Source organism: Pantoea sp. V106_11, assembly GCF_029967885.1.
GTDB classification, from domain to species: Bacteria; Pseudomonadota; Gammaproteobacteria; order Enterobacterales; family Enterobacteriaceae; genus Pantoea; species Pantoea ananatis.
The window spans coordinates 24,926-43,738 of sequence record NZ_JASCAK010000032.1 but is presented as its reverse complement, the minus strand read 5'-3'; the positions used below and the strand labels follow the sequence as shown (position 1 = coordinate 43,738).

Here is an 18,813-nt window from a genome sequence, read left to right as displayed (position 1 = left end):
TTAACATTGCTGCAAAAAATTAGTGAAAAGTTGTCTGACCTGAATCAATTCAGCCGCAGGCCTTTGATATACTATCTGCCATTATATGTTGCGCTCATCACAATCGTGTTTATCAGCGTTGAACAGGCCGGATTAACCCTTAGCTTTGAACAATCCAGAGGTTGTCATGATCAAAAAAATTGGTGTACTGACCAGCGGCGGTGACGCCCCAGGCATGAACGCAGCCATTCGCGGCGTGGTTCGCTCCGCGTTAAGTGAAGGGCTGGAAGTTTTTGGTATCTATGACGGCTATCAGGGTTTGTACGAAGACCGGATGATCAATCTCGATCGTTACAGCGTATCTGACATGATTAATCGCGGCGGCACTTTTTTGGGTTCAGCGCGTTTTCCTGAGTTTCGTAACGATGATGTCCGTCAGGTGGCCATTGAAAACCTGAAAAAGCGCGGTATTGATGCGTTAGTCGTGATTGGCGGGGACGGTTCCTATATGGGCGCCAAGCGACTGACCGAGATGGGGTTCCCCTGTATCGGCCTGCCAGGCACGATCGATAACGATGTTGCCGGCACCGATTACACCATTGGCTACTTTACTGCACTGGAAACGGTGGTGGAGGCGATTGATCGCCTGCGTGATACCTCTTCATCACACCAGCGCATCTCCATCGTTGAAGTGATGGGCCGTTACTGTGGCGATTTGACCCTGGCTGCCGCTATCGCTGGTGGATGCGAGTTTATCGTGTTGCCAGAAATTCCCTATACCCGTGAAGAGCTGGTGGCAGAAATTAAGGCCGGCATCGCGAAAGGTAAAAAGCATGCGATTGTTGCTATCACTGAACATATCTGTGATATCGACGATCTGGCGCGGTTTATCGAGACCGAAACGAAGCGCGAAACGCGCGCGACGGTACTTGGCCACATTCAGCGTGGCGGTGCGCCGTGCGCATATGATCGTATTCTTGCATCCCGCATGGGCGCGTATTCCATTGAACTGCTCATGCAGGGCTACGGTGGCCGCTGTGTGGGTATTCAGAACGACAAAATGGTGCACCATGACATCATTGATGCGATCGAGAACATGAAGCGTCCATTCAAGCGTGACTGGATGGATACCGCGAAGCAGCTTTACTGATTTCACCGCATTAACGGGCATGCTCTTCAGGCATGCCCTTATACCTTCCGTATATTCCCCAAAGTTATAACCGCTTATTTTTAATTCTTTTAGCTCTGAAAAAGTTTATGTCACGCTTGTCCCATAATGAACTGGGAGAGTGCGCAATGAATAAATGGGCCATCGGTATTAGCTTGTTACTGGCATCAGGCAGTGTTCTGGCGAAGGATATTCAGCTGTTAAACGTTTCTTACGATCCCACCCGTGAGCTGTATGAGCAGTACAACAAGGCCTTCAGTGCGCACTATAAACAGGAAACGGGCGATAATGTGGTGATCCGTCAGTCGCATGGCGGCTCAGGCAAGCAGGCCACATCAGTGATAAACGGCATTCGTGCTGACGTCGTGACGCTGGCGCTGCAGTCTGATATTGATGCGATTGCTGAACGTGGCCGCATTGATAAGAACTGGATTAAGCGTCTGCCGGATAACTCGGCACCTTATACTTCCACGATTGTGTTCCTGGTCCGCAAGGGTAATCCAAAAGGGATCCATGACTGGAACGATCTGATCAAACCTGGCGTTTCCGTCATCACGCCTAATCCAAAAACCTCAGGTGGTGCACGCTGGAATTACCTGGCAGCCTGGGGCTGGGCGTTGGATCACAACAACGGCGATCAGGCAAAAGCGCTAAGCTATGTCAAAGCCCTGTTTAAAAATGTTGAAGTGCAGGATTCCGGTGCGCGCGGTGCGACCAACACCTTCGTTGAGCGCGGCATTGGTGATGTTCTGATCGCCTGGGAAAATGAGGCGTACCTGGCCGTGAATAAGCTGGGCAAAGACAAGTTTGAGATCGTTACTCCAAGCGAGTCTATTCTGGCAGAGCCGACGGTTTCCGTAGTGGATAAAGTGGTTGATGAGAAGGGAACGCGCCCAGTGGCTGAGGCCTATCTGAAGTATCTCTATTCGACCGAGGGACAGACGATTGCAGCCGAGAATTACTATCGTCCGCGCAATGCTGAGGTTGCGAAGAAGTTTGCCAGCACCTTTGCCCCTGTAAAATTGTTTACTGTGGACGAGAAATTCGGCGGTTGGGCTAAGGCACAAAAAACCCACTTCGCGGATGGCGGCACCTATGACCAGGTCATGAAGCCGTAACGATCGCCTGACACAATCTAAACCAGCGGAAACGCTGGTTTTTTTATGCGTGACATTCCGGCGCTGTCAGGCGAGGATGCTGACTGATTCAGTATGGAGAGGGTAACTATGCAGGCAAATCGTCGGGCCTTCATCATCATTGCGTTTCTGCTGGTGCTTGTCGTGGCAGGAATGGGGATAGCTTCCCTTCATGTTAAAGGCAATGCCGATGCGCTTTGGCAGATCGTCAGCGAAAAGTGCGTACCCAATCAGCAGAATAACGGGCAACCCGCGCCTTGCCTGCGAGTTGATCTGCAGCAGCGTTATACACTGCTCAAAGACCGTAACGGTCCCTTGCAATACCTGTTAATTCCCGTTGATAAGATAACCGGCATCGAAAGCCCGCGGTTGCTCAGCACAGCCACACCCAATTTTTTCAGCTTTGCCTGGCATGACAGAGGCGTAGTGGCGCAGAAATTCGGCTCGCCCATTAAAGACACCGTGCTGTCGCTGGCGATCAACTCCGAGTACGGCCGAACTCAGAATCAGCTCCATATTCATATTTCCTGCTTACGGCCCGATGTCCGTCAGCAACTGGATGGACTGGCACCGACTCTCAATGCGCAGTGGAAGGATGTTACCTTTCTGAACCATCACTATATTGTGCGGGTGCTCAGTCAGGCGGAACTGGATCAACAGAGTGTCTTTATCCGGTTAGCGTCATCAGTCCCTGATGCTAAGAATGCGATGGGGAAATACGGTATGGCACTGGCAAGCTTACCCGATGGTCGTCTGGTGCTGATGGCGGTAGCGCGCAACTGGCTTTTGCTGAATAAGGGATCGGCAGAGGAGGTGCAGGATCACGACTGCGCCCTGCTGCAACCCATAAAAAAAGCGGCCTGATGAGGCCGCTTATGCTGTGCTCAATCGCCGGTTAGCGTTGTTTAGCCGCCGCAGCAGCTTTAACGATCACGGCAAACGCATCGGCTTTCAGTGACGCGCCGCCAACCAGGGCACCGTCGATGTCCGGCTGAGTAAACAGCTCGGCAGCGTTTTTATCGTTAACTGAGCCGCCGTACTGAATAATCACTTGCTCAGCGATAGCCGCATCTTTTTTGGCAATGTGGTCACGAATAAATTTGTGAACGGCCTGCGCCTGAGCAGGTGTGGCTGACTTCCCGGTACCGATCGCCCATACCGGCTCGTAAGCGATGACCGCGTCTTTAAACGCTTCTGCACCCTGCGTGGTCAGCACCGCATCAAGCTGGCGTGCACAGACTTCTTCGGTTTTGCCCGCTTCGTTTTCCGCTTCGGTTTCACCGATGCACAGAACCGGCACCAGGCCAGCGGCTTTCAACACGGCATATTTTTTCGCAATGAACTCGTCACTCTCTTTGTGATAAGTGCGACGTTCTGAGTGACCAATGATGATGTATTTCGCGCCGATATCTTTCAGCATTTCAGCGGACACTTCGCCGGTAAATGCGCCAGAGAGGTTTACATCAACGTTTTGAGCACCCAGAGCGATGTGGCTACCGGAAATGGCGTGTTTAGCCTGATCAAGATAGAGCGCGGGCGGTGCAATAGCGACGCCACAACCCTCAACGCCCGACAGTTCTTTGCGCAGACCGTCGATCAGTTCGGCTGTCATATGCTTGCTGCCATTCAACTTCCAGTTACCCATAACCAGTGGATGTCGCATTCTATCCTCCGCATAACGCGATACATGAAATGGCGCTGCCCCGGGGCAACGTTGTCTGCCAGACAGTATAGAGATCAAATAACGTCGTGGCTTTGCTTTTCGTCATTTTTGCCCCGTCCATCAGGGCGCAGCCAGCGCAAGTTTTACCGGCTCAATGGCAAAGGTTAATCCTTTATCCCCGTTATCAGACACCACAAAACGCAGTGCGCCTTCAACGTGCTCGTAGTATCGTGAGCCTTTGCCCGCTTTAAGTAATGTTTCCAGCTTTTTACGCCCTTCTTCTGGCGTGAGTCCCGGCACAAAAAAACGTAATATTGCGGTCATATAATCCATGGCTCTGGCCTGGGACGCACTTTGATCCGGGCCCGGAACCGGAAGCCAGGTGACCTGCAGCGTTTTAATTTTACCTGTGCCAGGCTCAAGCGCGGTCGAGGAGTAAAGCGTTTCGTTGATCTTGGTGGCTGCCCGCGTCAGATCGGTTTTCTCATCGCGGGAGTCAATGGCGCGATACTCCAGCAGCGGCAGTTGAGGGTTCGCGAGATTATATTTTTCACGAAACTGGCCGATAGTCATATCCAGCGTGGGCGCGCCTGTTAACAGATAGGGCGCGGTAGGCATATGTTCGGCCTTGTCGAGTGGCGGCGGATCGGCAGCAAATACCGGAACCGTCAGCGCAAGACTCAGCAACAGTGCGCCTGGCAAATTCTTCATTTTGTCGGCCCTGACCAATAAACTCGGAATCAAATTAGAACGGTTTTTACCTCTAAGGTCAAAAGCGTGCAGGTAAAATTTTGTCTGGGGAGCATGCATGATATTACAGCAATGGTTTTTTTCGTTTCGTGGTCGCGTCGGGCGCCGTGATTTCTGGCTCTGGCAGGCAATCTGGTTGCTGTTAACCAGCGTCCTGTTCTTTTTAGCCGGTAACGATCTGGTGGATACGCAAATGGCTGCGTTTGGCATCGTGTGTTTATTGTGGCCGGCCAGCGCCATCGTGGTTAAGCGCCTGCACGATCGCGATCGCCGCGGTTACTGGGCGCTGTTACTCATCGCTGCCTGGTTGCTGATGGCAGGTAACTGGAGCATGACCGGCGCTGTCCTGCAGTGGGTTATTGGCCGCGCGCTGCCATTTATCATTCTGGCAGGACTGATCCTGGACTTAGGCCTGTTTCGTGGCACCGCTGGCGATAACCGCTTTGGTGCCGCACCGGTGCCTTTACGTCTGAAGCGGGCGACTTACCAGTAATTCTCGCTGGTGATATGACCGGGCTTGCGCTTCAGGTGCTTGCGCATGCCGCGTGTCTCTTTCAACAGCTGCTGCGTATCTCGTACCATCTGTGGATTGCCGCAGACCATCACATGGCTGGTTTCTGCATCAATAGTCAATCCGGCCGCCCGCTCCAGCTCGCCACTTTCGATTAATGCCGGAACACGTCCGGTTAATGAGCCCATACTTTCTTCACGACTGACGACCGTGATCACCTGCAGCTTGCCGTTATAGATCTGCTGGAGCTGCTGCATTAGCGGTAAAAAGCTGAGGTCGGCTGCGTAACGTGCGGCATGCACCAGTACGATATGTTTAAAGCGATCCAGGCCTTCACCCTGCTGCAAAATGGACAAATAAGGCCCCACTGCCGTACCGGTTGCCAGCATCCATAAGGTCTGACATTCCGGGACTTCATCCAGAATAAAAAAGCCTGCAGCATCTTTGGTAATCATGACCTGCTCACCGGGGCGCAGCGCCTGTAAGTGTGGACTCAATTTGCCGTCGGGTACGGTGACTAAGTAAAACTCAAGCAGGTCGTCATTGGGCGCATTGACGTAAGAGTAAGCACGTTGCACTCGTTCACCTTCGATCTCCAGTGCCAGCTTGGCGTACTGCCCGGCACTAAACGGGGCGATAGGGGCCTTAACCCGCAAGCTAAACAGCGCGTCAGTCCAGTTTTTCACTTCCTTTACTTGAGCATTGATCCACTCGGCCATGGTTACTCCTTCAGCGTTGAATCGTCTGGCGAATAAACATCTTCTCTACTGCACTGGCAGATTACCAGTCCGTCAGGCTGCAAAGGCTCTAATCGACAAACTGTAATATTTAGTTTACATCCTGGTTGCAATTATTGACGTGAATTGCCCCGCCACTTTTTATGAATCACTCGCTTTGTCATGAAATCCTGATATTTTCCTGCCACAACGGGTTTCAGCCGTTATTTGTGCTGTTTAATCGTCCCTGTTCATACAGACCTTTCGTTAAAAGATGATGAAGAAAATAGAAAATCGTCCGTTGCTGATCATGCTCATTGCACTGGTCGCAGTCGGGCAGATGGCTCAGACCATCTATGTGCCCGCCATGGCGGCAATGGCGGATGCACTTCAGGTGCGAAATGGCATGATGCAGCATGTCATGGCGGCCTATTTAATCACCTACGGCGGATCGCAGCTGATCTACGGTCCGCTCTCTGACAGCGTGGGGCGCCGTCCGGTGATCCTGGCGGGGATGGCGATCTTTATGATCGGCGCGATTGCCGCCATGATGGCCTCGTCGCTGGATATGCTGGTCACGGGCAGTGCGATTCAGGGCGCGGGCACCGGCGTGGCCGGTGTCATGGCGCGAACCATGCCGCGCGATCTTTATCACGGTCATGCCCTACGCCAGGCGAACAGCTGGCTTAATATGGGCGTGCTCGCCAGCCCTTTAGTGGCACCGGTGATTGGCGCACTGTTAACGCAGCTGTTTGGCTGGCATGCCTGCTTTGCTTTTCTGCTGTTGCTGTGTCTGATGGTGACGGTCGCCATGTCGCGCTGGCTACCGGAGACGCGCCCGAACGGTGCCGAAGTCACGCCCTTCTTAAAACGCTATATCCGGCTGTTACGTGATGCGAATTTCGTCCGTTATCTGGTGCTGCTGATTGGCGCACTGGCCGGCATTGCCGTCTTTGAGGCCAGCTGTGGCGTGCTGCTCGGTGGCGTTCTGGGCCTGAACAGTTTCACCGTCAGTATTTTGTTTATCTTACCTATTCCTGCGGCCTTCTTTGGTGCCTGGTTCGCCGGACGTGAACAGCGCTCCTGGCATAGCCTGATGTGGTTTGGCGTCAACAGTTGCCTGCTGGCGGCGGTGTTGATGTGGATACCTGCCTGGTTTGGCATCATGACAATCTGGACGTTATTGATACCGGCGTCGCTGTTTTTCTTTGGCGCGGGAATGCTGTTTCCCCTGGCCACATCCGGTGCGATGGAGCCCTATGCCTGGCTCGCAGGAAGTGCGGGCGCACTGATAGGGGGTTTACAGAATTTGGGTTCCGGGCTGGTGGCGTCCCTGTCGGCGTTAATGCCTCAGCGCGATCAGTTCAGCCTTGGCCTGCTGATGGTTATCACGGCTCTGGTGATGTTGCTGTGCTGGCTGCCGCTTTCGCGACAGCCAGCAGGCGAGAATCAGGCTGTTACAGGATAAAGGGATGCAAAACCGGATCTTTGCGGTCCAGGTAATGCACAGACTGGATGCGGCGAATCGTGCGTGATTTGCCGCGAATTAACAGGGTTTCACTGGTGGCCATATTGCCCTGACGGGTGATGCCTTTCAGCAGATCACCACTGGTGATACCGGTGGCGGCAAAGATCACGTTATCGTTTCGCGCCATCGCCTGCAGGGGCAGAACTTTTCCTGCCTCAATCCCCATGCCAGCGCAGCGTTTCAGCTCATATTCCCCAATCCGCCGGTTCTCTTCGCTGTCACCTTTTACGTGATGTCGTGCCAGTAATCTGCCCTGCATATCACCGTCCAGCGCACGAATCACAGCGGCCGATACCACGCCTTCAGGCGCGCCGCCAATACCGTACATCACGTCAACTTCGCTGTCGGGCATACAGGTAAGAATGGAGGCCGCCACATCGCCATCAGGGAATGCGAATAGTCTTACGCCCAGCTGTTTAAGCTGCTCGATAACGGCGTCATGTCGCGGCTTTGACAGAATGGACACGGTGAGTTGTGACAACGGCTTATTCATGGCGATGGCGATATTACGCAGGTTAATCTCAAGCGGGAGATCCAGATTGATATGGCCCCGCGCCGCCGGACCGACGATAAGCTTCTCCATATACATGTCAGGCGCATGAAGAAAACTGCCTTTGTCACCGACGGCCATCACGGCAAGCGCATTGGCCTGTCCCATGGCCGTCATGCGGGTACCTTCAATAGGATCGACGGCAATATCCACCGCGTCGCCCTGACCCGTGCCCACTTTTTCGCCGATGTAGAGCATAGGGGCTTCGTCAATTTCCCCTTCGCCGATCACTATCTGTCCATCGATCTGAATGGTATTTAAGACATGACGCATGGCATGAACGGCGGCACCGTCCGCCGCGTTTTTATCGCCGCGCCCTAACCACTTATAACCAGCCAGTGCGGCAGCCTCAGTTACGCGGGAAAATTCAATGGCAAGTTCTCGTTTCATTGCATGTACCTGACAAAAAACAGGCTGGCAGTGTAGCGGAGGGAGAAGGCGGGGAAAAGGCCCGTGACGGAGGACGTCACGGGCGCAGTGCGGATTACTCTTGTTCTTCCCACGCTTGTGCGCGCGCGACAGCTTTCTTCCAGCCGGCATAACGGACGTTACGCTCGGTGGTTTCAAGTGTTGGACGGAATTCGCGCTCAATCACGGCTTTGGCACGGACTTCTTCCAGATCCTGCCAGAAACCTACCGCCAGACCTGCCAGGTACGCGGCACCCAGCGCAGTGACTTCACGTACTTCAGGTCGCTCAACGCGTGTACCAAGAATGTCTGACTGGAACTGCATCAGGAAGTTGTTAGCCACTGCTCCTCCGTCCACACGCAGAGCCTGCAGGCGCGTGTTGGCATCATTCTGCATGGCTTCCAGGACATCACGTGTTTGATAAGCGATGGACTCCAGCGTTGCACGGATGATGTGGTTCGCATTCGCACCACGTGTCAGGCCGAACAGCGCGCCACGTGCATAGGGATCCCAGTAAGGTGCACCCAGGCCAGTAAAGGCAGGAACCATATATACACCGTTTGAATCTTTCACTTTCATCGCGAAGTATTCTGAGTCAGCCGAATCGCTGATCAGCTTCATCTCATCGCGTAACCACTGAATGGCCGCGCCGCCGATAAAGACCGCCCCTTCCAGTGCATAGTTGACTTCACCACGTGGCCCGCAGGCGATAGTGGTCAGCAGGCCGTGCGTTGAGGTGACGGCTTCGGTACCGGTGTTCATCAGCATAAAGCAGCCGGTGCCGTAGGTGTTTTTCGCCATACCCGGCTGAACGCACAGTTGACCATACAGCGCAGCCTGCTGGTCGCCTGCGATACCCGCGATAGGAATACGCGTACCGCCTTTACCACCAATGTTTGTCTGACCATACACTTCAGACGAAGATTTCACTTCTGGCAGCATCGCACGCGGGATATCCAGGATTTCCAGCATGCGCTCATCCCACTCAAGCTTGTGGATGTTGAACAGCATGGTACGTGAGGCGTTGGTGTAATCGGTGATGTGCACGCGCCCCTGGGTCATTTTCCACACCAGCCAGGTGTCGACTGTACCAAACAGCAGTTCGCCACGTTTTGCACGCTCGCGCGCGCCTTCTACGTTATCCAGGATCCACTTAACTTTGGTGCCAGAAAAGTAAGGGTTAATCACCAGACCGGTGGTGTGCTGGATATACTCTTCCAGACCCTCTTTCTTCAGCTTATTACAGTAGTCAGCAGTACGGGGATCCTGCCAGACGATGGCGTTATAGACCGGCTTACCGGTTTCTTTATCCCAGACGATTGCGGTTTCACGCTGGTTAGTAATCCCAATCGCCGCGATTTCATCGGAGCGAATATCAGCATGTGCCAGCACTTCAACCAGCGTAGAACTCTGTGATGCCCAGATATCCATTGGGTCATGCTCTACCCAGCCCGCTTTCGGATAGATTTGGGTAAATTCGCGTTGCGATACCGCCACAATGTTAGCGTCGTGATCCAGCACCACAGCGCGTGAACTGGTTGTGCCCTGATCGAGAGCGACGATGTATTTTTTATCGGTGGTAGTCATAAATTCATTCCTGATGATAAAAAGTGGAACTTACGCTTTACGTTCATGCGCGGACGCAATCGGTTTGTCACTGGTCGGTGGAGAAATCACCGCACCGGGTAAATGGCGGCCAATCAGGGCGCGATAACCAAAGGCTCCCAGGCAAGCACCGACCAGTGGGCCAAAAATTGGCACAAGGAAATACGGAATCTGATGACCGCCAGTGAAGGCAACGGTGCCCCAGCCAGCCAGCCACTCGAAGACTTTCGGTCCGAAGTCACGTGCCGGGTTCAGGGCAAAGCCGGTCAATGGGCCCATAGAGCCACCAATAACGGCAACCAGCAGGCCAATCAGCAGCGGTGCCATCGGGCCACGCGGGACGCCATTGCCATCGTCGGTCAGTGCCATAATTACGGACATCAGAACTGCAGTGATCACCATTTCAACCAGGAAGGCCTGACCTACGCTAATTTGCGGATTCGGGTAGGTAGAAAAAATGCCCGCCAGGCTCAGGCTTTCAACTGAACCCCGTACCATGTTATGACTTTGTTCGAAATTGATAAACAAGCTGTAGTAAAGTCCGTAGACCAGCGCCGCGCCACAGAAAGCACCGGCCACCTGGGACAGAATATAAGGAAGGACTTTACGGCCTTCGAAATTGGCGAACAGGCAGAGTGCGACAGTCACTGCCGGGTTGAGATGGGCACCTGACACACCTGCGCTGAGGTACACCGCCATAGAAACGGCCAGCCCCCAGACGATACAGATTTCCCATTGGCCAAAAGTGGCACCAGCCAGCTTAAGCGCGGCAACGCAACCCGCGCCAAAAAACAGGATCAAACCGGTACCCAGAAATTCGGCAATACACTGACCTTTGAGTGTGGTTGTAGTCTGACTCATGATAGTTGTTCCTGAAGCGAGGTTAAATTTTATCAGTTTTTGTTCTCATTCCGTGAGTCACCCATCTTTGATGTAGGGCTGTTGTTAATTTATCGTTAACGAGCATAAACGAGAAATAGCGAAATCGATTTTTGTGTAGTGTGTCAAAAAAATGCGCGTTTTCGCGTGTTTTGATTTTCCTTAAGCGCCATTCGGGCCGTTTTCCTCCGCGTGATACCGGCTTCGCCAGGCAAACAGGTGGGAAAGGAACATTTTAGGGATAGGCTGAAAAATGTTACTGACGGCGGTCTGCAGGCCCGCGTTGCTGGACTTGCGTGATGAGGCTACATACAATCGGGACAACGTTGCTGGTAAACGCCTTGTGTGCGAAAGCTGGCATCATCAACGCCTTGCAAGATTTTAGGAGAGGTCAGAAAGATGTCATTTGAAGTGTTTGAGAAACTGGAAGCAAAAGTACAGCAGGCGATTGATACTATCACCCTGCTGCAAATGGAAATTGAAGAGCTGAAAGAGCAGAACAACAACCTGCGTCACGACGCGCAGAATGCTGCTGGCAACCATGAAGCACTGATGCGCGAAAATCAGCATCTGAAAGAGGAGCAGCATGTCTGGCAAGAACGCCTGCGTGCGCTGTTGGGAAAAATGGAAGAGGTATAAGCCTCAACTAATGCGAAAAACGGGTGCCTGGCACCCGTTTTCGTTCGCTGACATTATTCAATGTCGAGCGGATCTTCCGATAAAATCATCCCGGTGTTATCCGCATAGAGATGGTCGCCAGAGAAGAAGGTGACGCCGCCGAAATTCACGCGCACATCGCTTTCGCCAATGCCTTCACCGGCCGCGCCTGCCGGAATAGCGGCGATAGCCTGAATGCCGATTTCCAGTTCTTCCAGTTCGTCTACCTGACGTACCGAACCGTAAACCACGATGCCTTCCCACTCATTCTGCGCTGCCAGTCGGGCAAGCTGCGCATCAACTAAAGCGCGGCGTACTGAGCCACCGCCATCAATCAGCAACACGCGGCCACGACCGTTCTCTTCCAGCAGATCGTAAAGCAGCCCGTTGTCTTCAAAACATTTCACTGTGGTTATCTGACCGCCGAATGAGGTCCGCCCACCGAAATTTGAGAAAAGCGGTTCAACAACGTTCACTTCTTCGTGGTAGATGTCGCAGAGTTCAGAAGTATCGTATTTCATAAGGGTTTCGTCTGTTTGCCACAGGAGCGCTAAGTATATCGCTTTATGCCAATTGTTGGCAAAATCATCAGCGGTAAAAAACCGGTACCGCATCAAGCGCATGCAGAAAAAAGCCCAGCCAAACTGGCCGGGCTTTGATACAGCACATAGACAGGTGAACGTTACAGGATGAAGCGGCTCAGGTCTTCGTCTGCAACCAGCTCATCCAGATGTTTACCCACATATTCGGCATCAATGGTGACGGATTCACCGCTCCGATCGCTGGCATCATAGGAAATATCTTCCATCAGACGTTCCAGCACGGTATGCAAGCGACGCGCACCGATGTTTTCTGTGGTTTCGTTGACCTGCCATGCGGCTTCCGCGATGCGACGAATACCATCGTCAGTAAAGTGAATGTTCACGCCTTCGGTATTCATCAGCGCTTTGTACTGCACTGTGACTGAAGCATTAGGTTCGGTCAGGATGCGCTCGAAATCATTCACCGTCAGGGCCTGGAGTTCAACACGGATCGGTAAACGACCCTGTAGCTCAGGAATCAAATCGGACGGGCTGGCAACCTGGAACGCACCTGAGGCGATAAACAGAATATGGTCAGTCTTGACCATGCCGTGCTTGGTCGACACGGTGCAGCCTTCTACCAGTGGCAGCAGGTCGCGCTGAACGCCTTCGCGTGAGACGTCCGGGCCGCCCGCGTTTTGTCCGCCGCGCTTACAGATTTTGTCTATCTCATCGATGAACACGATGCCGTGCTGTTCTACCGCATCAATGGCATCCTGCTTCAGCTCTTCCGGATTCACCAGCTTAGCGGCTTCTTCTTCAATCAACAGCTTAAAGGCTTCTTTGATTTTCAGCTTGCGCGGTTTCTGTTTCTGCCCGCCCAGGTTCTGGAACATGGACTGCAGCTGGCTGGTCATCTCTTCCATGCCCGGCGGTGCCATGATTTCAACGCCAGGGCCTGTTGCGGCTAAATCGATCTCAATTTCTTTATCGTCGAGCTGGCCTTCACGCAGCTTCTTGCGGAAAGACTGACGTGCAGATGAAGGCTCGCTGGTTTGTTCAGCCTGTCCCCAGTTATTTTTCGCCGGTGGGATAAGCACATCAAGAATGCGCTCTTCCGCCATTTCTTCTGCGCGATATTTGTTCTTCTCAATGGCCTGGCTGCGCACCATTTTGATCGCGGAGTCCGTCAGGTCACGAATAATGGAGTCGACTTCTTTGCCGACATAGCCCACTTCGGTAAACTTGGTGGCTTCAACTTTGATGAACGGCGCGTTGGCCAGTTTTGCCAGACGGCGAGCAATTTCTGTTTTACCCACACCGGTTGGGCCGATCATGAGAATATTTTTAGGGGTCACTTCGTGACGCAGCTCTTCGTCAAGCTGCATACGGCGCCAGCGGTTACGCAGGGCAATAGCCACGGCGCGCTTAGCGCTGTCCTGGCCAATAATAAAGCGGTTCAGCTCGCTGACGATTTCGCGTGGAGTCATCTCAGACATGTTTAGATCCTTACGACTTGGACGTTAATTCTTCGAAATTAACGTTGTGGTTGGTGTAGATGCAAATATCGCCAGCGATATTCAGCGATTTCTCAACGATGTCGCGCGCACCCAATTCAGAATTTTCTAACAGGGCACGGGCAGCGGCCTGGGCATAGGGACCGCCAGAACCGATAGCAATAAGGTCGTTTTCAGGCTGGATGACGTCACCATTACCGCTAATGATCAGCGATGCCGATTCGTCCGCCACCGCCAGCAGCGCTTCCAGGCGGCGTAACATTCTGTCGGTGCGCCAGTCTTTCGCCAGCTCAACGGCCGCTTTCACCAAATGGCCCTGATGCATTTCAAGTTTGCGTTCGAAGAGTTCAAACAGGGTAAAGGCATCTGCAGTGCCGCCAGCAAAGCCAGCAATCACTTTATCGTTGTAAAGACGACGGACTTTTTTGACGTTGCCTTTCATTACGGTATTACCGAGCGTAGCCTGGCCATCGCCGCCAATCACTACCTGGCCGTTGCGTCGAACACTTACTATTGTTGTCACGGGCAGACCCCTTTTACTGTCGGAAAAAAGCTCCGCGCCCAGGGCGCGGAGGATCATGCAGACAGATATGGGGCAGATTTGACGGGTTTCAACCCCCAACGGCGAGCGGAATGCAGCCGGAATGTCCTGAAGCGCGCAGACGTTTCAGCGTGCTGTCTGCGCTGGCGCGGTCTTTGAAGGGCCCTACCACGACACGATTCCATCCGCCGCCGGAGGTCAGACGGCTTTCAAACCCTTCAAACGCCAGCGCGGCGCGCACCGATTCAGCCTGCTCTGTTCCCTTAAACGAGCCACACTGAACCATCCAGCGTTGCGAGGCTGCTTTTTCAGCCGGTTTCGCTTTGGCGGTGTCCTGTGTTTTAGGCTGAGCAGTAGGTTCACGCGTAACAGGTGCGGGTTGTGTCTGCTGCACACTCTGCTGTTGCTGAGTATGCTGCTCCTGACGCTGCTGCTGTATTTGTTGCTGACGTTGCTGCTGCTGTTGTGCCTGCTGCTGACGTTGCTGCGACTGCAATTGCTGTTGCTGGAGCTGTTGCTGTCGCTGAAGTTGCTGTACCTGCTGCTGATGCTGCAGCGTTTGCTGGCGTTGAGCTGGCGTCTGCTCGTTCCACGGCACTTCATTTAATTGGGTGGGTTGCTGACGCATATCCGCCTGCATTTGCTCAAGCAGCTGGCGTTGCTCATCGGTCAGTTGCGTATGTGACTGCACTTCGCCACCGGAGGTAGGCTCGCTTGGGGTCGGCACAGTGACCTGACGGTTTTCCAGCTCTTTGATGTATTTCCAGCGTTCTTCAGGCTTTGGCGGTAAGCCATTCCCGTTGGCTTTATGATCCGTAATAACCGGCACGTCTTCTTTCTTGTGGTGCGCCAGGAACCATAAACCACCGGCAAAGGTCACCAATACAGCAACCGCCAGTACAATCATTAATTTAGAGGTGCCTGAACCGCTTTTTGTTTTTTTGCCACGGCTTGGGCTTTTCTTGCGACGCGTCCCTGTTGAACGCCCGCGGCCTACATAATCTTTTTGTGCCACTCTCGTCCTGATACCCTTGAAAATATGATGCCACGTAGGCGAATCCGTTGTTACCACACGCCCGGCAAGGAGCCCGCCATGTTACTTAAGGGCCGGAACTTTGACCAGCAATGATAGCCCTAAGAATCCCCTGAAAATAGCGGAACTTTTCGCTTATCTCTCATCCTTTTTTGCCAAAGTTGTGCTACCACGCACCACCAGTTCGGCATCCAGCAGCGTTGAACCGTTATGAATGCTATTACCCTGTAATTCATTCAGTAACAGCCGCACGGCTTCGCAGCCTATTTCAAAACAGGGCTGTTTCACCGTGGTGAGCGGCGGCTCGCAGTAACGCGAGAGTTCAATATCGTCGAACCCCACAACCGACAGGTCTTCCGGTATGCGCAGGCCCAATCGTTTTGCCTGGCTAATAGCGCCGATGGCCATGATATCGCTATGACAAAACAGGGCTCGTGGCGGCTGTGGTAAAGCCAATAGCTGATTTATGGCATCAACGCCGGATTCAAAGGTGAAGTCACCCCGAACGATATAAGTGGGATCCACGCTGATGCCGCTGCGACGTAAGGCCTGCACATAACCCTGAAGGCGGTACTGGCAGAGCGCAACGTCTTCCGGTCCGGTCAGGCAGGCAATGCGTTTATGACCCAACTGCAGCAGGTGATTGACCGCGACAAACGAGGCCGTCAGGTTATCGATATTGACGGTGGGTAACGACATTTCTGGCGAGAACTCAATCGCCATCACCATCGGCGGAAGATTGCGCTGCTCTTCAGGACTCACATCAAAGGGTAACTGGGCGCCCAGCAGCACGATGCCATCGATCTGCCGGGTCAGCATCAGGTTTAAAAACGTCCACTCCTGCGGTTTTTGGTGTGCGCAGTCGCCGATAAGCACCAGATAACCAGCCTTTGAGGCGGCGACTTCAACGCCACGGATAATTTCACTGAAGAAGGGATCGCAGATATTGGGGACGATCAGCAGCAGCGTCTGCGTGTCATTGCGCCTGGCATGGCGGGACATGCTCTGGGCGGCATAGCCGACGTCAGCCACGGCCTGTTCGACTTTCTGACGCGTGGCCGAAGAGACTTTTTCCGGGTTCATGAGTGCACGCGACACGGTAGCGGTCGAGACGCCGGCTTTTTCTGCGACGTCTTTCATCGTGGCGGCAGCCGACGGTTGATTCTGATCCAACACATGCTCCTGATGCGTAATCGCGCATTCAACGTTCGTTTTGTCTGAGGTAAAAACAGGCCAGGCACCATTGTTATCGATTGCGATGCCGGGCCGTTACTTAATTTGCATAAAAATTGTGACTTATGCGACGTTTTTCGATCCCTCTCACAACCTGCCCGGGCCTAGCTTTCGGTAGGATCCACGTCCAGCGTCCACTTTACCTTGCGCGAGGCCGGTAAAGTGCCAGTCAGCGGTAACGAACTACTCAGCAGCTGTTGCAGACGTTTGCGTGACGGATGCTGCACCAGCAACTGCCAGCGCCAGCGACCGCTCCGCTTTGGCTGCAGAGCAGGCAGTGGCCCCATGAACCACATTGCCGTGTCGTTAAGCGGGCTGGCTTCCAGCATATTACGCAGCTGTTGCAGAAATTCTGCAGCCTGATGGTTGTCCATGTCCTCCGCACGAAACAGCGCATGATGTGTCCACGGAGGGAGAAAAACCGACTGGCGCTCCAACAGCGTTTGCTGGGCAAAAGCGAAGTAGCCCTGGTGGAGCAGCGTTTGCAGAAGCGGATGCTCAGGATGGTGTGTTTGCAGCAAGACTTCGCCTTGCTTACCGGCCCGACCGGCGCGCCCGGCAACCTGAGTATAAAGCTGAGCGAAGCGTTCTGCGGCACGGAAGTCAGCGGAAAATAAGGCACCGTCGACGTCCAGCAGTGACACCAGCGTCACATCAGGAAAATGATGCCCTTTTGCCAGCATCTGGGTTCCCACAAGAATACGCGCGCCGCCGCGATGGACATCCGCCAGATGCTGCTCCAGCGCGCCTTTGCGGCTGGTGGTATCCCGGTCGATGCGCGAGACCGGCACACCGGGAAATAACGTGCCTAGCTGCTGCTCAAGCTGTTCCGTCCCTACGCCCACAGGTAACAGGTGAGTTGAACCACATTGTGGACACTGGTTGGGCAGCGGCCGCTGGCTGTCACAATGGTGGCAGCGCAACTGACGATGATGTTGATGCAGAGTGTAATAGCGATCGCAGCGCTGGCATTCGGCAATCCAGCCGCAGTCGTGGCAGAGCAGCGCAGGTGAAAAACCACGGCGGTTCAGGAACAGCAACACCTGGTTATCTGCTTTCAGATGCTGGCGCATTTTGAAGATCAGGGCAGGCGCCAGGCCGCCTGTCAGCTGTACGCCTTTCAAATCGATTAGCTGCTGCAGAGCGGGTTTAGCGTTACCGGCGCGTTTCATCAGGTCGAGCTGACGGTATTTGCCGTTACGCACGTTGTGCAGGCTTTCCAGCGCCGGTGTCGCGGAACCCATGATGACAGGAATATTCTCTTCATGGGCGCGAAACACGGCCAGATCGCGAGCCTGATAGCGCCAGCCTTCCTGCTGCTTATAAGAACTGTCGTGCTCTTCGTCGATAATAATGACGCCCGGACGCGCCATAGGGGTAAACAGGGCCGAGCGAGTGCCGATGATGATGGCATTCTCTCCTCTGCGCGCCCGTAGCCAGACAGAAAGGCGTTCGCTGTCATTCAGCGCTGAGTGCAGCACATCAACCGGCGCATCAAAACGTTCGCGGAAACGGGCAATGGTTTGTGGCGTCAGGCCTATTTCGGGCACCAGCACCAGGGCCTGTTTTCCTCTGGCCAGGACGTTTTCCAGCACGCTGAGATAAACTTCAGTCTTGCCTGAGCCGGTAATTCCCGCCAGTAGCCAGGCCGCATAATGCTCATCTTCACTGCGCATCGCCCCGACTGCCGTCGCCTGATCGGTATTGAGGCGCAGGCGTTCACCTTTGACCGCGAAGCTGCTGCGCCAGTCATGCCTATGTGGCTGATGCTCATGTAATTCGCATAACCCTTTGGCACGCAGCGCCTGCATGGCGGCATCGGTGAGATCGTGCTCAGTGACTTCATGACGATAAAGCGGCCGCTGTCGCAGCGTTGCAAGCCCTTGCTGCTGTTTGGGGGCCCGCTTCAGGCTCTCGGGGGCAGTAGCCCGGCCCTGCTCGGTAATTTCCCAACGCCATAAGGGATTATCCTGGGCAGGTTTACCTTGTCTGAGCAGCACCGGTAGCGCATGGCTCAGTACCTCGCCGAGAGGTGAATGATAGTAGTTCGCCGCCCAGTGGAGAATGCGCCACAGAGACGGGGGAAAGAGCGACTCGCTGTCCAGTACCGATATCACCTGTTTGAGCTGGGTCGCGGGCAGGTCGCTGGTGTCAGGTAATGCCACCACGATACCGGTCATTTTTCGGTTACCAAAAGGCACGATCACCCGACCGCCAATGACCGGCTTCACGCCGACAGGAGGCAGGTAGTCAAACAGGCGAGGAAGGGGAACGGGCAGGGCAACCTGAACAACGGGCATAACAGTCTCTTTCCGGTTCATCTAGCAGGGCGGTTAGTGTACACGCTGACGCACACGGCGTGTATCTCAGGCGACATTTGCAGCATTAAACATTAGCCTGTATAATATGCCGCCTTC

Annotated in this window: 18 protein-coding genes; 6 read left to right on the top strand and 12 right to left on the bottom strand. The window is 53.9% G+C overall.

Annotated features, from left to right (window positions below; genetic code table 11):
• The first annotated feature begins 166 nt into the window (after window positions 1-166).
• The 3 genes from pfkA to QLG08_RS16980 all read left to right on the top strand — a co-directional run bounded on the left by pfkA (window position 167) and on the right by QLG08_RS16980 (window position 3,147).
• The gene (gene pfkA, locus QLG08_RS16990; RefSeq protein ID WP_006121288.1) at window positions 167-1,129 is read left to right on the top strand and encodes a 6-phosphofructokinase; all 963 of its coding nucleotides are present in this window, start codon (window positions 167-169) and stop codon (window positions 1,127-1,129) included.
• A 146-nt stretch (window positions 1,130-1,275) separates the two neighbouring features.
• Window positions 1,276-2,265, top strand: a complete 990-nt coding sequence (locus QLG08_RS16985) for a sulfate ABC transporter substrate-binding protein (protein WP_015699313.1) — start codon at window positions 1,276-1,278, stop codon at window positions 2,263-2,265.
• Window positions 2,266-2,373: 108 nt separating this feature from the next.
• Window positions 2,374-3,147: a CDP-diacylglycerol diphosphatase gene (locus QLG08_RS16980; RefSeq protein ID WP_210454493.1), complete on the top strand. Its 774-nt coding sequence runs from the start codon at window positions 2,374-2,376 to the stop codon at window positions 3,145-3,147.
• A gap of 31 nt (window positions 3,148-3,178) precedes the next feature.
• Here the strand turns inward: QLG08_RS16980 and tpiA are convergent, their stop codons facing one another.
• Together tpiA and QLG08_RS16970 are read right to left on the bottom strand one after the other, a co-directional pair.
• Entirely contained in the window at window positions 3,179-3,946 is a 768-nt protein-coding gene (gene tpiA, locus QLG08_RS16975) for a triose-phosphate isomerase (RefSeq protein ID WP_015699315.1), read from the bottom strand.
• Window positions 3,947-4,066: 120 nt separating this feature from the next.
• On the bottom strand, window positions 4,067-4,657 hold the full coding sequence (locus QLG08_RS16970; protein WP_014604764.1) for a DUF1454 family protein: 591 nt from the start codon (window positions 4,655-4,657) through the stop codon (window positions 4,067-4,069).
• A 97-nt stretch (window positions 4,658-4,754) separates the two neighbouring features.
• On the opposite strand from QLG08_RS16970, the gene QLG08_RS16965 reads away from it, so the two are divergent.
• Window positions 4,755-5,189 (top strand): DUF805 domain-containing protein, encoded by a 435-nt coding sequence (locus QLG08_RS16965; RefSeq protein ID WP_013027700.1) that lies wholly within the window; start codon window positions 4,755-4,757, stop codon window positions 5,187-5,189.
• Here QLG08_RS16965 and fpr read toward each other — a convergent pair.
• The gene (gene fpr, locus QLG08_RS16960; RefSeq protein ID WP_013027699.1) at window positions 5,180-5,926 is read right to left on the bottom strand and encodes a ferredoxin--NADP(+) reductase; all 747 of its coding nucleotides are present in this window, start codon (window positions 5,924-5,926) and stop codon (window positions 5,180-5,182) included. The genes QLG08_RS16965 and fpr overlap by 10 nt on opposite strands.
• Before the next feature lie 271 nt (window positions 5,927-6,197).
• Between fpr and emrD the strand changes: the two genes are divergently transcribed.
• Entirely contained in the window at window positions 6,198-7,391 is a 1,194-nt protein-coding gene (gene emrD / locus QLG08_RS16955) for a multidrug efflux MFS transporter EmrD (protein WP_282473044.1), read from the top strand.
• On the opposite strand, the gene glpX is transcribed toward emrD, so the two are convergent.
• The 3 genes from glpX to QLG08_RS16940 all read right to left on the bottom strand — a co-directional run bounded on the left by glpX (window position 7,381) and on the right by QLG08_RS16940 (window position 10,876).
• On the bottom strand, window positions 7,381-8,391 hold the full coding sequence (glpX, locus tag QLG08_RS16950) for a class II fructose-bisphosphatase (protein ID WP_014604766.1): 1,011 nt from the start codon (window positions 8,389-8,391) through the stop codon (window positions 7,381-7,383). The two genes, emrD and glpX, sit on opposite strands and share 11 nt — an antisense overlap.
• 94 nt (window positions 8,392-8,485) lie before the next feature.
• A complete protein-coding gene (gene glpK, locus QLG08_RS16945; protein WP_014594886.1) occupies window positions 8,486-9,997 on the bottom strand; it encodes a glycerol kinase GlpK in 1,512 nt (503 codons plus the stop codon).
• A gap of 30 nt (window positions 9,998-10,027) precedes the next feature.
• Window positions 10,028-10,876, bottom strand: coding sequence for an MIP/aquaporin family protein (locus tag QLG08_RS16940; RefSeq protein ID WP_013027695.1), 849 nt, complete (start codon window positions 10,874-10,876; stop codon window positions 10,028-10,030).
• Window positions 10,877-11,293: 417 nt separating this feature from the next.
• Between QLG08_RS16940 and zapB the strand changes: the two genes are divergently transcribed.
• Window positions 11,294-11,533 (top strand): cell division protein ZapB, encoded by a 240-nt coding sequence (gene zapB, locus QLG08_RS16935; protein ID WP_014594885.1) that lies wholly within the window; start codon window positions 11,294-11,296, stop codon window positions 11,531-11,533.
• Between the two features lie 53 nt (window positions 11,534-11,586).
• On the opposite strand, the gene rraA is transcribed toward zapB, so the two are convergent.
• The 6 genes from rraA to priA all read right to left on the bottom strand — a co-directional run bounded on the left by rraA (window position 11,587) and on the right by priA (window position 18,696).
• A complete protein-coding gene (gene rraA / locus QLG08_RS16930) occupies window positions 11,587-12,072 on the bottom strand; it encodes a ribonuclease E activity regulator RraA (protein ID WP_013027693.1) in 486 nt (161 codons plus the stop codon).
• Window positions 12,073-12,233: 161 nt separating this feature from the next.
• Window positions 12,234-13,571 (bottom strand): HslU--HslV peptidase ATPase subunit, encoded by a 1,338-nt coding sequence (gene hslU / locus QLG08_RS16925; protein WP_013027692.1) that lies wholly within the window; start codon window positions 13,569-13,571, stop codon window positions 12,234-12,236.
• Window positions 13,572-13,581: 10 nt separating this feature from the next.
• Complete coding sequence (gene hslV / locus QLG08_RS16920) at window positions 13,582-14,112, bottom strand: ATP-dependent protease subunit HslV (RefSeq protein WP_024471414.1); 531 nt, start codon at window positions 14,110-14,112, stop codon at window positions 13,582-13,584.
• Window positions 14,113-14,200: 88 nt separating this feature from the next.
• Entirely contained in the window at window positions 14,201-15,145 is a 945-nt protein-coding gene (gene ftsN / locus QLG08_RS16915) for a cell division protein FtsN (RefSeq protein WP_014604767.1), read from the bottom strand.
• A gap of 153 nt (window positions 15,146-15,298) precedes the next feature.
• Window positions 15,299-16,336: a DNA-binding transcriptional regulator CytR gene (gene cytR, locus QLG08_RS16910; RefSeq protein WP_014604768.1), complete on the bottom strand. Its 1,038-nt coding sequence runs from the start codon at window positions 16,334-16,336 to the stop codon at window positions 15,299-15,301.
• 164 nt (window positions 16,337-16,500) lie between these two features.
• Window positions 16,501-18,696 (bottom strand): primosomal protein N', encoded by a 2,196-nt coding sequence (gene priA, locus QLG08_RS16905; RefSeq protein ID WP_014604769.1) that lies wholly within the window; start codon window positions 18,694-18,696, stop codon window positions 16,501-16,503.
• Between the last annotated feature and the right edge of the window lie 117 nt (window positions 18,697-18,813).

Bases quoted from the DNA above. Each gene is read 5' to 3' on its own strand.
- QLG08_RS16970 (WP_014604764.1), bottom strand. From the start codon at position 4,657: ATGAAGAATTTGCCAGGCGCACTGTTGCTGAGTCTTGCGCTGACGGTT.
- hslU (WP_013027692.1), bottom strand. From the start codon at position 13,571: ATGTCTGAGATGACTCCACGCGAAATCGTCAGCGAGCTGAACCGCTTT.
- pfkA (WP_006121288.1), top strand. From the start codon at position 167: ATGATCAAAAAAATTGGTGTACTGACCAGCGGCGGTGACGCCCCAGGC.
- glpK (WP_014594886.1), bottom strand. From the start codon at position 9,997: ATGACTACCACCGATAAAAAATACATCGTCGCTCTCGATCAGGGCACA.
- zapB (WP_014594885.1), top strand. From the start codon at position 11,294: ATGTCATTTGAAGTGTTTGAGAAACTGGAAGCAAAAGTACAGCAGGCG.
- tpiA (WP_015699315.1), bottom strand. From the start codon at position 3,946: ATGCGACATCCACTGGTTATGGGTAACTGGAAGTTGAATGGCAGCAAG.
- QLG08_RS16965 (WP_013027700.1), top strand. From the start codon at position 4,755: ATGATATTACAGCAATGGTTTTTTTCGTTTCGTGGTCGCGTCGGGCGC.
- QLG08_RS16985 (WP_015699313.1), top strand. From the start codon at position 1,276: ATGAATAAATGGGCCATCGGTATTAGCTTGTTACTGGCATCAGGCAGT.
- priA (WP_014604769.1), bottom strand. From the start codon at position 18,696: ATGCCCGTTGTTCAGGTTGCCCTGCCCGTTCCCCTTCCTCGCCTGTTT.
- fpr (WP_013027699.1), bottom strand. From the start codon at position 5,926: ATGGCCGAGTGGATCAATGCTCAAGTAAAGGAAGTGAAAAACTGGACT.
- emrD (WP_282473044.1), top strand. From the start codon at position 6,198: ATGATGAAGAAAATAGAAAATCGTCCGTTGCTGATCATGCTCATTGCA.
- glpX (WP_014604766.1), bottom strand. From the start codon at position 8,391: ATGAAACGAGAACTTGCCATTGAATTTTCCCGCGTAACTGAGGCTGCC.
- rraA (WP_013027693.1), bottom strand. From the start codon at position 12,072: ATGAAATACGATACTTCTGAACTCTGCGACATCTACCACGAAGAAGTG.
- QLG08_RS16940 (WP_013027695.1), bottom strand. From the start codon at position 10,876: ATGAGTCAGACTACAACCACACTCAAAGGTCAGTGTATTGCCGAATTT.
- QLG08_RS16980 (WP_210454493.1), top strand. From the start codon at position 2,374: ATGCAGGCAAATCGTCGGGCCTTCATCATCATTGCGTTTCTGCTGGTG.